Source organism: Vibrio sp. Of7-15 (assembly GCF_022347565.1).
Classification (GTDB): Bacteria; Pseudomonadota; Gammaproteobacteria; order Enterobacterales; family Vibrionaceae; genus NORP241.
The window spans coordinates 1-13,144 of sequence record NZ_JAKRGH010000020.1 but is presented as its reverse complement, the minus strand read 5'-3'; the positions used below and the strand labels follow the sequence as shown (position 1 = coordinate 13,144).

At 43.3% G+C, this 13,144-nt stretch carries 10 protein-coding genes; 8 read left to right on the top strand and 2 right to left on the bottom strand.

What is annotated here, in order from left to right; genetic code table 11:
* The first annotated feature begins 13 nt into the window (after positions 1 to 13).
* From MHO82_RS18085 to MHO82_RS18075, 3 genes are all read left to right on the top strand, one after another.
* The gene (locus tag MHO82_RS18085) at positions 14 to 664 is read left to right on the top strand and encodes a DUF2760 domain-containing protein (protein WP_239186071.1); all 651 of its coding nucleotides are present in this window, start codon (positions 14 to 16) and stop codon (positions 662 to 664) included.
* Positions 664 to 2,526: an Hsp70 family protein gene (locus MHO82_RS18080; RefSeq protein WP_239186069.1), complete on the top strand. Its 1,863-nt coding sequence runs from the start codon at positions 664 to 666 to the stop codon at positions 2,524 to 2,526. The genes MHO82_RS18085 and MHO82_RS18080 overlap by 1 nt, the downstream gene beginning before the upstream one ends.
* 83 nt (positions 2,527 to 2,609) lie before the next feature.
* Positions 2,610 to 5,447, top strand: coding sequence for an Hsp70 family protein (locus MHO82_RS18075; RefSeq protein WP_239186067.1), 2,838 nt, complete (start codon positions 2,610 to 2,612; stop codon positions 5,445 to 5,447).
* A 362-nt stretch (positions 5,448 to 5,809) separates the two neighbouring features.
* On the opposite strand, the gene MHO82_RS18070 is transcribed toward MHO82_RS18075, so the two are convergent.
* Positions 5,810 to 6,232, bottom strand: coding sequence for an organic hydroperoxide resistance protein (locus MHO82_RS18070; protein WP_239186065.1), 423 nt, complete (start codon positions 6,230 to 6,232; stop codon positions 5,810 to 5,812).
* A 203-nt stretch (positions 6,233 to 6,435) separates the two neighbouring features.
* On the opposite strand from MHO82_RS18070, the gene MHO82_RS18065 reads away from it, so the two are divergent.
* The 3 genes from MHO82_RS18065 (at position 6,436) to MHO82_RS18055 (ending at position 10,960) form a co-directional block, all read left to right on the top strand.
* Positions 6,436 to 7,314 (top strand): AEC family transporter, encoded by an 879-nt coding sequence (locus MHO82_RS18065; protein ID WP_239186063.1) that lies wholly within the window; start codon positions 6,436 to 6,438, stop codon positions 7,312 to 7,314.
* Between the two features lie 282 nt (positions 7,315 to 7,596).
* Positions 7,597 to 8,775, top strand: coding sequence for a dicarboxylate/amino acid:cation symporter (locus tag MHO82_RS18060; protein WP_239186061.1), 1,179 nt, complete (start codon positions 7,597 to 7,599; stop codon positions 8,773 to 8,775).
* 232 nt (positions 8,776 to 9,007) lie between these two features.
* Complete coding sequence (locus MHO82_RS18055; protein ID WP_239186059.1) at positions 9,008 to 10,960, top strand: methyl-accepting chemotaxis protein; 1,953 nt, start codon at positions 9,008 to 9,010, stop codon at positions 10,958 to 10,960.
* A gap of 74 nt (positions 10,961 to 11,034) precedes the next feature.
* Here MHO82_RS18055 and MHO82_RS18050 read toward each other — a convergent pair whose 3' ends face one another.
* Entirely contained in the window at positions 11,035 to 11,385 is a 351-nt protein-coding gene (locus MHO82_RS18050; RefSeq protein ID WP_239186057.1) for a putative quinol monooxygenase, read from the bottom strand.
* A gap of 165 nt (positions 11,386 to 11,550) precedes the next feature.
* Here MHO82_RS18050 and MHO82_RS18045 point away from each other — a divergent pair, with 165 nt between their 5' ends.
* A complete protein-coding gene (locus MHO82_RS18045) occupies positions 11,551 to 11,826 on the top strand; it encodes a hypothetical protein (protein WP_239186055.1) in 276 nt (91 codons plus the stop codon).
* A gap of 353 nt (positions 11,827 to 12,179) precedes the next feature.
* Positions 12,180 to 12,866 carry a MaoC family dehydratase gene (locus MHO82_RS18040; RefSeq protein WP_239186053.1) on the top strand — a complete coding sequence of 229 codons (687 nt, stop codon included), beginning with the start codon at positions 12,180 to 12,182 and terminating at the stop codon, positions 12,864 to 12,866.
* Positions 12,867 to 13,144 lie beyond the last annotated feature (278 nt).

Here is a 13,144-nt window from a genome sequence, read left to right as displayed (position 1 = left end):
TAGAGAAAACACTATGAACATTGATTTAAACATTATTCCGACCACTCTTGATATGGGCCATGCTGGCCTTGCGGCTGTGGGCGCTCTTTTCTTCTTGCTGTACATCACTAAAAAAAGCAAACCAGTAGAAGTTGAAAAAGTCGTTGAGAAAACGGTCGAAGTTGAAGTCGAAAAAGTGGTTGAGGTCGAAAAGCCAGTCGAGAAAATCATTGAAGTTGAGAAAGTTGTCGAAGTAGAAAAGATTGTTGAAAAAATCGTTGAAGTAGAACCAAAACTAAAAACATCAACGCCTGATTCAGCACTGCAGCTTCTTTCTCTACTTCAACAAGAAGCACGCTTCATTGACTTTATGAAAGAAGATTTAAAAGGCTTCGCAGATGCCGAAATCGGTGCTGCTGCTCGTGTTATTCATGAAGGTGGTCAGAAAGTACTGAATGATTACTTCAGCTTTGCGCCAATTCGCTCTGAAGATGAAGAAGCTCGTATTACACTACCAGAAGGTTTTAATGCCGCTGAAGTTCGTTTAACCGGTAATGTTGTTGGTTCAGCACCATTTAACGGCACATTAGTTCACCGTGGCTGGAAAGTTACCGAAGTTACTTTACCAAAACTGGCAGATGGCTATGACACTACCATCGTTGCTGCTGCAGAGGTGGAACTATAATGGATCAAACAATGCAAGAAAACACAGCTCAAGAGACTGATGCACAACACCGCTACAGTGTGGGTATCGATTTAGGTACCACTCACTGCGTACTTTCTTATGTGGATCTTCATGACGAAGATGCAGAAGTACAAGTGATGCCAATTGCTCAGCTAACTACGCCTGGCAACGTAGAAAATAAAGACCAATTACCTTCATTTATGTATCAAGCTCATGAGTCTGAGCTGGTTGAAGGCGACACAGCCCTACCTTGGGACGAAAAGCCAAACGCGATTGTAGGTGCAATGGCTCGTAAGCTTGGTAGCAAAACCCCAATCCGCTTAATCGCTAGTGCAAAAAGCTGGTTATGTCACGGTGGCGTAAACCGTCGCGATGCTTTCCTTCCTCTTAACAGCCCAGAAGAAGTCGAAAAAGCCTCTCCAATGGATGCAACCTGCCATTACCTTGAGCACCTACAGGCAGCATGGAACCACCAAAACCCAGAAACCCCACTTGCTGAGCAAGACGTAACGATCACAGTTCCTGCATCGTTTGATCCAGCAGCGCGTGACTTAACAGCAGAAGCGGCTAACAAGCTGGGCTTTAAACACCTAACGCTACTGGAAGAGCCACAAGCAGCCGTATACAGCTGGATCAAAAACAGCGACGACTCTTGGCGTGATCAAGTGTCCGTTGGTGATATTGTGCTTGTGGTTGATATCGGTGGCGGTACGACCGATTTATCCTTAATTGCTGTAACGGAAGAAGACGGTAACCTGAACCTGAACCGTATTGCGGTTGGTGATCACATCCTTCTGGGTGGTGACAACATGGACTTGGCGTTAGCTTACCGCTTAAAAGCGAAACTAGCACAAGAAGGTAAGCAGCTTCAGCCTTGGCAGATCCAAGCAATCACTCATGCATGCCGTGATGCAAAAGAAGATCTACTTAGCGATCCTGAACTACAAGCAGTACCAATCATCGTACCAAGCCGTGGTTCTAAACTATTAGGCGGCACGCTACAAACAGAACTAACCCAAGAAGAAGTTCAGCAAACCTTAGTGGAAGGCTTCTTCCCACGCTCTGACATTTCCGAGCACCCAGTTCAAATGCAGCGTGGAGCCCTAACTAAGATTGGTCTTCCTTACGCTCAAGATGCTGCCGTTTCTCGTCATCTTGCTAGCTTCTTAAGCCGTCAAGCAGCCGCAGCCGATGAACTCTTTGGTGAAGGAAGCAATGAAGGCTTCATCAAGCCAAGTGCCATCCTATTTAACGGTGGTGTACTAAAATCTGATCTGCTTTCAAACCGTTTAATGTCTATCATCAACAGCTGGCTAACAGAAGCAGGTGAAGATGAAGCTAAGCTGCTGGAAGGACTTGATCTTGATCTAGCAGTCGCAAGTGGTGCGTCATACTACGGCTCTGTGCGTAAAGGTAAAGGCGTACGCATCCGTGGCGGTATCGCAAGCAGCTACTACGTGGGGATTGAAAGCGCGATGCCAGCAATTCCAGGAATGGAACCACCAATGGAAGCGTTATGTGTGGCTCCTTTTGGCATGGAAGAAGGCTCTCATGTGGATGTACCAAGCCAAGAGTTTGGCCTAGTGATCGGTCAACCGGTTCAATTTAGTTTCTATGGTTCAACAGTACGCCGTGAAGATCCTGCCGGTACACACCTAGATTTCTGGCTACCAGAAGAGCTTGAAGAGTTACCACCTATCCAAGTAACTCTGCCAGTGGTTGATGGCCGTGAAGTGGGTGAAGTAGTGCCCGTTCAGCTTGCTTCTCGCGTGACTGAACTAGGTACATTATGCCTAGAGGCTATCCCAACCGATGGCGGTCAAAAATGGCACGTTGAATTCGACGTTCGCGAATCTAACTAACCCTACCCTGACGGCGAGCCACTAAGCTCGCCGTTATTTTATCCGTTTCTTTTCCTGATTTAATTAGCAAGAGAGTGAGTTGTATGTCCTCATCTTCTTCCCCACGCTTTCTCATTGGCATTGACTTAGGCACAACCCATACTGTTGTCGCTTACAGTGACATTAGCCAAGGCAAAAACATAGAACACAGCCCAGTCAGCATTTTTGAAATCGACCAGTTAATAGGCCCTGGTGAAGTCCTTCGTAAGCCTTTACTGCCTTCGTTTCGTTACCACCCAACAGAAGGACAAGTGGCTGATTCCGATCTTATTCTTCCATGGGATAGCCAACCTGTCGAAGGGGATATTCCTCAAGCCATAATTGGGGATTGGGCTCGCGAGTTAGGCGCAAAAGTAGAAGGCCGCCAAGTCGTTAGTGCCAAAAGCTGGCTTTCTCATACTGGTGTCGATCGTAACTCCGATATTCTGCCATGGGCTGCCACTGAAGGCGTTGAAAAAGTCTCTCCAGTGATTGCCAGTGCCAGCTACCTTAACCATGTTCGCCAAGCTTGGAATTACCATCACCCTGACGCACTGCTGCAAGATCAAGAAGTTGTGGTAACTGTTCCCGCCTCTTTTGATGAAGGGGCCAGAGCGCTCACCCTTGAAGCTGCGAAGCTTGCAGGATTGCCAAAAGTCCTACTGCTCGAAGAACCTCAAGCCGTCTGTTATGACTGGTACAGCAACAATCAGCAGCAAGCCAAAGAGTTACTAAAAGAGATCCCGCTGCTAATGGTGTGCGATGTGGGTGGCGGTACAACCGATTTAAGTTTAATCAAAGCCAGTTACGATGACCAAGACCAGCTTAGCCTAGAGCGTATTGGGGTTGGCGATCACCTAATGTTAGGCGGCGACAATTTAGATCTGGCGCTAGCACATTTAGCAGAGCAGCGATTAAGCGGTTCTAAAAAACTATCGGCTTCTGCGTTAACTAAGCTCATTCAACAAACACGTAAAGCCAAAGAACGCTTATTGGCCGAAGATGCTCCTGAAACCAGCAAGATCACCATGCTGGGCAGCGGATCTAAATTGATCGGCGGAACCAAAAGTGTTGAGATCACTCGCGAAGAAGTCCATGCCATTGCCCTCGATGGTTTCTTCCCAAAAACTGAGTTTTCTGAGCACCCAAATCAACGCCAATCTGCCGTTGTTGAATTCGGCTTACCTTACGCTGCGGATCCTGCGATCAGTAAACATTTAGCACAATTTATCGACACTCATGGCTCGGTGTGCCGTGATGCGCTTGGCTTCGAAGAAAATGACCCACGCCCAGCAATTCCAGCGGGAGTATTACTGAATGGCGGTGTATTTAATAGCCCCCTCCTGTCTCAACGTGCTTTAGAAAACTTCTCACACTGGAAAGGTGACAATGTCACCAATCTAGAAAACCCACATCCCGACCTTTCTGTTGCCTATGGTGCTGTTGCTTATGGTAAAGCACGCCATGGTGCACAACTGAAAATTGGCGGTGGTTCGGCTCGTTCTTTCTTCCTTGTTCTTGAAGATAAGAAAAAAGAAGCACAAGGTCTGTGTTTACTCGCCAAGGGGACAGAAGAAGGCCAAGAAATTCGCTTAAAAGGACGGGAGTTTGCCCTGACGTTAGGTGAACCAGTCCGTTTTAATTTAATGTCTTCTACTGATGATAAATACTCACAAACAGGTGCGTTAATTGATCTAAAGGGTGCGAATGTACTTCCTCTTCCTCCTTTCATTGCTACCTTGGAAGGAGAAACTGCACGTGAAGCGCTTCATGCTAACCAAAAAGATCGTGTTAACGTAACATTAGCTTGCCAGCTGACAGAAGTGGGGACCTTAAAGGTTGAGTGTGTCAGCCTAGACGACGAAACCAAACGCTGGAATGTTGAATTCGAAATTCGAAAAGATCTCGCTCGCCTTGAGAACACTGGTCAAGATTCTACTCTTGCCCAATCTCATTTACCCGCCAAACTGCCTAATGCCATTCAAGCCATAAGCTCTGTCTACGGTAGCACCAATAAAGATACTGGTAGTAAAGCGGTAAAAACCATCACCAAAGATCTTGAAAAAATGCTCGGTAAACGTGAAAACTGGGAAACACCAGCCTTACGTGAATTAGCCACTGCATTTTTAGAAGGTAAGAAACGCCGACGCAGAAGTGATACTCACGAGCGTAACTGGTTAAAATTAACTGGCTATACATTACGCCCTGGTTTTGGCTACCCGTCTGATGAGTGGCGCATGGATCAAGTGTGGCCTCTATATCAGCAGGGTATTCAATTTAAAACTATTCAAAGCTGGAGCGACTGGTGGACATTCTGGCGTCGTATTTCTGGTGGACTAGATCAAGACAGACAAGAAGCGATCCTAACTGATCTGGCTAAGTACCTACACCCAAGTGCACTTCGTAATAATAAGATCTTACAAGAATCTCAAGAGCGTAATTACGATGGCATGGTTCGACTTGCCGCTTCGCTAGAACATTTAGATGTGGAAGATAAAACCTTGCTCGCTGGTTGGTGTTTTAGCCGTTTGAAAAAACCTCAACATGCCCAAGCCCATTGGTGGGCCATTGGCCGAATCTGCTCTCGTACGCCATTTTATGGCAGTGCACACAATCAGATCCCACCCGAGCAAGTGGCCCATTGGCTACCACAGTTGCTAGAGCAAGATTGGAAAAAAGAGCCAATAATAGGCTTTGCTGCCGTTATGATGACTCGTATGACGGGCGATCGCACATTAGATGTGAACGACTCTGTACGCGAACAGGTAATAGCAAAACTCAAATCCAGTCGCTCACCTGAAAGCTGGGTTGAGCTAGTTTCAACGGTGAAAGAGTTAACGGAATCCGAAACAAAACGCGTCTTTGGGGATGCGCTACCCGCAGGATTACGCTTACTTAACTAGCTCTGATTAGCATGAAAATAGTAATACCTTAAGACATCAGCCCTAGAACACTTTTACGTTCTGGGGCTTTTTTTCCTGTAATTACGCACCTAACCTTCCTGTAATCACACAATTGCAGCAGAGTACATTTTTAAAGGACCCGAAACGAAAAAAGGCCAGCATTTCTGGATTTGAACCCTAGATACGCTACAAACGTATGCCGGTTTTCAAGACCGGTGCTTTCGACCACTCAGCCATCTCTCCGTAAGTGCGGCGAATAATACGGACTAAGAGAAAAACTGTAAAGGGCTTTTTTCACTAATCCGTACTGTTCGCATGCTTATTCATCACTTTGTGTGTTATCTACTCAAGCTAGACGCAATTTAGAGTTTGATTCCATTCACACTCACTGCTACATCGATGTTTCCTCTTACCGCATTGGAATAAGGGCACACTTGATGAGCAACTTTTACCAGCTCTACCGCCGCCGCTTCTTCTAGCTCTAAAGACACATCTAACGACACTGTCAGTGCAAAACCACCTTGGCTGTTTGGCCCAATTCCTACGGTAGCCGTTACTGGTGCTGAAGCTAGCGAAATCTTACCTTCTCGTGCCACATGCAAAATTGCATTTGAAAAACACGCAGAGTAACCCGCTGCAAAGAGTTGCTCAGGGTTAGTAAATTCACCCGAACCTCCCATCTCTTTTGGGTAGCTTAGGTCAACCGATAATTTTTCATCATCAGTCGATACAATGCCATTACGGCCTGCTAATGCTGTTGCTTTTGTTGAATATAATGTTGTCATTTTTGACCCTTAATATAGGTTGCGCGCAATTTATATTTGAGAGAATACACCCTTCAAAATATTTATGTCAATTAGATTTTACACAATCTATATTGATATTCCTAACACGATACCTCTCAATTTGCCCTAAATAGACTTTTCGCTACTAACATTTTCCTTTATTTCTCTGTATGTTAGAGACTGAAAACAAATAAGGTCACGGTATGTTTGAACAAGTCACTAGCATTTTATTTCCTGTATTTACCCTAGTAGTCATTGGGTTTGGTGTCGGAAAAACCCTAAAAACAGATTTTGTTCCCATTAACCGCTTAAACATGGATGTCTTTTTACCAGCACTGATTTTTTCGTCACTAGTCAGTATGCCGGTTGATCTCAACCAACTTCCACTCTTGCTAGCTGCCCTTATTGCCCTACTAGTTCCAGGGTTAATTATGACATTAAGCTATTTTACTTCTGCTTCTTACAAAACCTGGGCACCTGCACAAATGTTTCGTAATAGCGGCAACTTAGCGATCCCGCTATTTGGTTATACTTTTGGGGACTCTGCTACTGGCTCAGCCGTTCTGCTCTTTGTAGTTTCCACCATCTTACATATTATTATTGCTAGCTTATTACTCAGTAATAACGGAGCAGGATCAATAAAACACGCGCTGAAGTCCCCCGTTTTCATCGCTGCCATCGGGGCATTAACATGTAATTTTTCTGGTATTTCAGTATGGGAGCCGCTATATGAATCCACCCAATTGCTAGGACAAGCTTCAATTCCTATCATGCTGATCTCATTAGGATCACAAATGACCAAAGTTCAACGTTCTGGTTTGCGTATTGGGGTGATTTCAAGTGTGGTGAGTTTATTGACTGGAGCTGTTGCTTTTGGACTGATCTATCTGCTGATCCCTCTGCCTACCCAGCAACTACAAATGATGGTTTTATTTACTATGCTGCCACCAGCGGTCATGAACTATTTATTTGCAGAACGCTATCAAACAGAACCTCATAAAGTCGCCTCTATGGTCCTGTTCGGAAATGCATTTTCTATTATCACACTGCCACTTCTACTTTCATTGGCTTTATCAATATAATGAACCAGTACACGACACGAAAACCGATAAGTGTATACCATCTTCTAAAATAGAAACGTGAGTTCTGTGTACTAATTTCATGCTTCATACCTCGATTTTATTCTGGTTTACCTGCCAATGGATAGGACTGAGAGATATCTCTTACTCTGAACTTATTTTTAGCTACAAATATGCAACATGATGTATCTTTGTGGCACTATCTGCCACCTGAAACCCATAATAACAGCAGATAGTTTTAGCCTTAATTAATCCAACAACAGATGCATCTCAGGAGCTCAATACATGAAGCTAATTATAAAATTAGTCGCTGGCATTTTGATCGGTATCTTTCTCGGCTTTTTTGCCCCAGATATCATCATTCGCTCTTTACTCACCATTAAACTTCTCATCGGCCAATTAATTGGTTTTACCATCCCACTGATCATTCTTTTCTACATAACAAGTGGCATCGCAAATCTGCCAAAAAATTCAGGTTCATTATTAGGGAAAACCGTTGCTCTTTCTTATGGTTCCACCATTATTGCTGGTAGCTTAGCCTTTATTGTTGCTAGCTTTGTTCTTTCTGGCCTATCTGATACTTCCGAAGCCGCAGTAAGTAACGCCGACAAACTCACTAGCTTTATTTCTTTAGAAATTCCCCCTCTATTTGGTGTAATGACGGCTCTAGCCACAGCATTTTTGTTTGGATTAGGCATCAGTGTTATTGAAAGTAAACGATTAAAAGACATCGCTGATGAAGGGAGAAGTATCATTGATTTACTACTTTCTAAAGTGCTCATCCCTCTATTACCGCTTTATATTGCCGGGATTTTTGCTGAGATGGCCGCAGAAGGAACGGTGTTTACGACCTTAACGACGTTTGGTGCAGTTTTGGCGTTAGTTATTGTGATGCACTGGTCATGGATCACTATCCAATACGTAATGACTGGTTTAGCGTTAGGTATTTCGCCAATTAAACTCATTAAGAACATGCTACCTGCTTATTTCACAGCAGTAGGAACCATGTCGTCTGCAGCAACCATCCCTGTGACATTACGCCAAACAAAACTCAATGGTGTAAATGACTCTATTGCTAACTTTACCATTCCATTGTGCGCCACTATCCACCTTTCAGGCTCTACTATCACTTTGATCACTTGCTCAACCGCCGTCATGGCCCTCAGTCAACATATTGCAATTCCATCACTGATTGAAATGCTACCGTTTATCATGATGCTGGGGGTAACCATGATTGCAGCTCCAGGTGCTCCTGGTGGTGCTGTTATGGCCGCACTTGGGTTAATGGGATCTATGCTAGGTTTTGGGGAAGCCGAACTCGCGCTGATGATTGCTTTGTACATGGCTCAAGACAGCTTTGGCACCGCATGCAATATTACAGGTGACGGCGCCATCTCATTGTGGGTGAATAAATTTGCGTCAAAAGAACAAACCGAAACAGTAGTAACACAAACTGAAAGCTAAATAACTCACACCTTACCTTTAGCCTAAAAGCGGGTAGATTCAGTCTACCTGCTTTAAATACGATTCATTTCATTATTTTGTGCAACAAAAAGAAACTTGATTCATATTTAATACATACATAAAAGAACCCTTATTTATACCTGCTAATAAGCATTTTCTATCCAACACTAATAATCATATGCACCCTCTCTTGATGGTGTCGAGCAATGTATTCATTGATATGAGGATAGTTATGTTCAACCAATTAAAGTTAGGCACCAAAATAGCGTTAGGCTTCGGTATTTGCTTATTACTCATGACTCTATCTTCACTTGTTAGCTACCAAGGGCTAAGCCAATCTGAAAAAAGTTTTAACGATTATAGGCATTTAGCAAAAGAAACTAACTTGGCCGGGCGCTTACAAGCCAACCTTCTGTTAATCAGAATGAGTGTAAAAAGCTATATTATTTCTCATGATGAAAAATACCTTACTGAATACAATGACAGAAAAAAAGTCATAGAATCCCTGATTCAACAATCTCATCAGCTTATTGATACTCCAAGTCGTTCTAAGCTCATCCGTGAAGCTCAACAAAACATTCAAACTTACGATCAAACCTTTTTAAACGTACAGTCTCTTATCCGTAAACGTAATGACGTGGTTTCAAATGTGCTAGAAAGTAACGGACCAATCATGCACCAATCCATCAGTGACATTATTATGTCGGCTTATCAAGGGAACGACGCTCAAACTGCGTATTTCGGCTCTCAAGTTTTAGAAGGGCTATTGCTTGGACGTTTATATACTACTCGTTATTTAGTCACCAACCAAAAGTCAGATTACCACGATGCCATTCTCTACTTAGAAAAAGACCTTATTCAATCTGAAGCGATGCTACGAGATCAAATTCAAGACCCACAAAACATTCAATTGCTGAATACATTCTCAAGAGCCAGCCAAGAGTATCGCGATGGGTTTAAAGAAGTGTATGATCTGATCAGCAGCCGTAACGACCTTATTACGAATACACTAGACATGTTAGGTCCAGAGGCTGCCACGCAACTTGAAAACATCAAACTGTCTGTTATGTCTGAGCAAAATACACTTGGCCCACAAGTACAAAAAAGCAATAAAGAAACGGTTCAATGGGTATCTATTCTCACTGTTGTTGCCATTGCTGCTGGTCTTGCCATTTCTTGGCTGATAACCGCTCTTATTACCAAGCCGGTCAAGCAAGCGATGTTTGTTGCCAATGAACTATCTCAAGGCAAACTCACGACCAAGATTGCCGTATCAGGCAAAGACGAAATTGCTCAAATGATGCAAAGCCTAAAACTCATGGCAGAAAATCTAAACAAAATGATGAACAACATCAATACAGCCAGTGGTCAAATCTCATTATCGGCTGATAAGCTAGCCTCCGCCACAGAGCAAGCAAATCATGGAGCGATAGAACAGCAAAGTGAAACCGATCAAGTAGCCACGGCGATGAACGAAATGGCAGCAACGGTTCAAGAAGTTGCCACCAGTGCGGTCAATGCATCTACTGCCGCAGAAGAGGCTAATATTCATGCTCAAACTGGCTACAGCATTGTACAGAAAACGGTGCAAGACATTGAAAACCTAGCAAACCAAATGCAACAATCGAACACAGAGGTCGCCCAACTTCACTCCGAGTCCATCAACATTGGCAGCATTTTAGATGTGATCCATGGTGTCGCTGAGCAAACTAATTTACTTGCGTTAAACGCAGCGATCGAAGCCGCGCGTGCTGGCGAACAAGGGAGAGGCTTTGCTGTGGTCGCCGATGAAGTTCGCACCTTAGCCCAACGCACTCAAGATGCGATTGGCCAAATCGAACAGCTCATTACAAACCTGCAAGATGGAGCCAGCAACGCGATGGAGTCCATTACTGAGGGCCAACAACATGTTGAAAAAACGGTGGCTCAAGCACAATCGGCCAGCGAAGCACTGACAGCTATTCGTGATTCCATCTCACACATTTCGGATATGAACGCTCAAATTGCCAGTGCAGCAGAACAGCAAAGTATCGTGGCGGAAACCATTAATAAGAACATTAACAATGTACGGCGCATTGCGGATGAAAGTGCCCATGTTGCCGGAGATACTGCTCACTCATCCGGCAGTTTGGCAAAAGTGTCAGATGAGCTAAATTCAATGGTGAAACAATTTAGTGTTGCCTAATTAAAAGTACGCTATTTAAAATCAAAAAAGGGGCTCTCTGTCGGCCCCTTTTCATTGACTTTTAACTGACTACATTAAGCAAGTTTGGGTGCATCGAAGTCAGTTGGTTCATCAGTGTAAATACACACATTCCACTTAGCAACTAAACCAGTCTCTGCTACACACTGGGTTTCAAAAAACTCTTGGATCTCTTTGCGCTGGCAATGCGCTTCAAAAGCCGCATTATTAGCCCAGATCTCGTTAAATGCGATTGGGTAGCTCTCACCTTCTGCAAATGGACTTTCAATATGACGAGTCACCAAATACTGTAAGCAGCCATCTTCACGGTTTGAGTTTGGTTCAAGCGCTTTCAGCACTTCAAAAAGTTCATCTAATTTGCCTTCTTTAGGCTGAAACTGCGCGATACAATACACTTTTTGAGACATGTTTATTCCTAGATTAACCAAATAAGAAACAAGTAACACTACACTTAATCACCTAATAAACAAAGTAAAAAAACACGCTTTTAAAAACCACCTCTTACTTCTGCCATAATTTGACCACCCTATGAGATTTAGGTTTAATGGTACAAAAATTTATATGGCCATCTTATGAAATCTCCTGTCGATAAACTTCTTTCTCGTCATAACGAATTAACTCACAGCGATCACGTAAAAGTGACTTCACATACACAAAGAGATGTTGACGATTGGGTTTTACATACTGTGATGATAGAAGGCTGTAATGCCCCTTTTAAATTTAAACGTAAAGAGCCTTATAAAAGCTTAAAAGGCGCTAGAGTCAATATGACCTACTACCCTGTTATCGAGACGATCGCGGGCTTTGAGATAGAAACCATGAAAGTAGTAAGAATTAAGCGTAGCTAAACTATTTATCGCTATTAGGTTTCAAAAAAACCTGGTGTGTGGGTATACACATCAGGGCACTATTTATCAACGCCTCAAAATACGTCTTTAAACAAGCCATCTTACTTCAAACTTTTTCTCTGCTTACTTTCTATTCAATTTTGTTTTCTATGTCTCATTTTCTCCTAAAAAAACATTTTTTTATTACACCCTTAATAACAGTAAGCAACTGAATAATAATTATTTTATGGAATTTCATACAACACATGTACGCTCGAAAAGCGTTGCTGAATAATGTGATCTGATACACAATTACATTTAGACACATACTAACAGTGGTTCACACTAACAACACAGCATTTAAGGTCGCATTCATGAAGGTTGTCGATTTTCTAAAACACAAGCGTGAATTCCTCTCAAAGCACCCTTTTGAGCTTAAAGACTGGATGTCACCAACTATTCGGGATTACTGGATCGAATTCCTCAATAAAGCCAACAACAGCCAACTAATTTCCTGGGTAAAAGAACACCAAATGCAGGCTACAGTAAATAACAAAGAAGTAATTAAAGAGCCTAAGCCTATCGAACTTCACCCAGAAGCAGCCGCGTTATTAGAAGAATTTACAACGCAAATTGGCGAAGAAATACATGTTGGCGATTGGCTTACTGTAGATCAAAACCGCATCAATAACTTTGCTGATGTGACGGATGATCACCAGTGGATTCACACTGATCCAGAGCGTGCTGAAACAGAGTCACCATTTAAAACAACCATTGCCCATGGTTTTTTAACTCTGTCGTTATTATCACGCCTAACTGATAGTGTCGATCCTGAGAAGCCACAGTATCCAACAGCAAAAATGACCGTAAACTACGGCTTGAATCAAGTTCGCTTCCCATACCCTGTTAAATCAGGGAATCGAGTTCGAGCACGCAGCCGACTATTAAAAGTCACGCCAATCAAACGCGGTTTAGAGATTGAAAAAGAGATCTCAGTAGAAATTGAAAACTGCCGCCGTCCAGGTTGTGTCGCTATTTCTGTTGTGCGTTTGTATTTCTAATATTCGCAGTACATAAGCTCAAATAACTTGAAGCCTCAATCACTGTATTGAGGCTTTTTTATTACCGTTCGGATGGACAGACATTCCTACGAACTTGCGCTCAAGCGGGACTCGCCCCGGTGTATTCATAACCAACAAATCTTAAATTTCAGATACAAAAAAGCCCTGTCATTTCTGACAAGGCTTCGTTGTTGTGGCGGGTCGGCCGGGCTTGCGCTCAAGCGGGACTCGCCCCGGTGTACTCATAACCAGTAAAATATTAAATTCCAGATACAAAA